The organism is Clostridium sp. MCC344, assembly GCF_018785365.1.
Taxonomy (GTDB): Bacteria; Bacillota; Clostridia; order Lachnospirales; family Lachnospiraceae; genus Pilosibacter.
The window spans coordinates 1-694 of the sequence record NZ_WQPQ01000074.1 but is presented as its reverse complement, the minus strand read 5'-3'; the positions used below and the strand labels follow the sequence as shown (position 1 = coordinate 694).

The 694-nt window shown below is 50.0% G+C and carries 1 pseudogene; it reads right to left on the bottom strand.

Annotated features, from left to right (window positions below):
* Positions 1–62: 62 nt before the first annotated feature.
* A pseudogene (locus GPK90_RS15420) lies at positions 63–671 on the bottom strand (VirB6/TrbL-like conjugal transfer protein, CD1112 family); the annotation flags it as partial.
* Positions 672–694 lie beyond the last annotated feature (23 nt).

Sequence of the window (694 nt, the reverse complement as noted above, 5' to 3'; positions counted from 1 at the left end):
CTTTACCGGCTTGCTAAAGCCGGGTTCCCAAAATGCCCGCACACCGCCTTTGGATGAAAAGCGGCGCTTCTGGACGCGCAATAAATTTCAATCATACGGCCATATACGATAACGAAGATCACGATGTTTAAGGCAATCATGGTAAGCTGGATCAGGAAGGACTGGAGCCAGAGTCCGAACAGAGGGCCTAACTCCATCGCCTCAAGCTCTGTCCGCAAACTGTCCAGCACATCCGGCGTGATCTCTGTCCCGTTCTGGATAATGCCCGCTGACTGCTGTATCACATGCTGGCTCACATCAAAGACCGCCAGCACGATATTGAAGGTGTTCGTCAGGATCATCACAGCCACAAAGGTTTTGAACACCCACTTAAAAAACATCCATGTGTCAACTTCATGGAGGTTGTTGCGTTCTATGAGCATCTGTATCAGCTCATAAGTCATTACAAAAGTGAGGATGACCCCGGCGATTGGCAGGATGGCAGTTTCAGAGATCTGTCGTATCATGGAAAAGACCCCGGCGTTCCAGTCCGCCGGGGTCGTGCCTACCTGTGTGGCGATCTCGCCAACGCTCTGATTGACGTTATCGAAAAGACCATCCAGATTTCCCATGATACCATCGACGAGCAGACCTTTCAGCCATTCAACGATTGCGTCGATGATAAAGTCCATACATCAGCTCCTTTTCTGGAAAA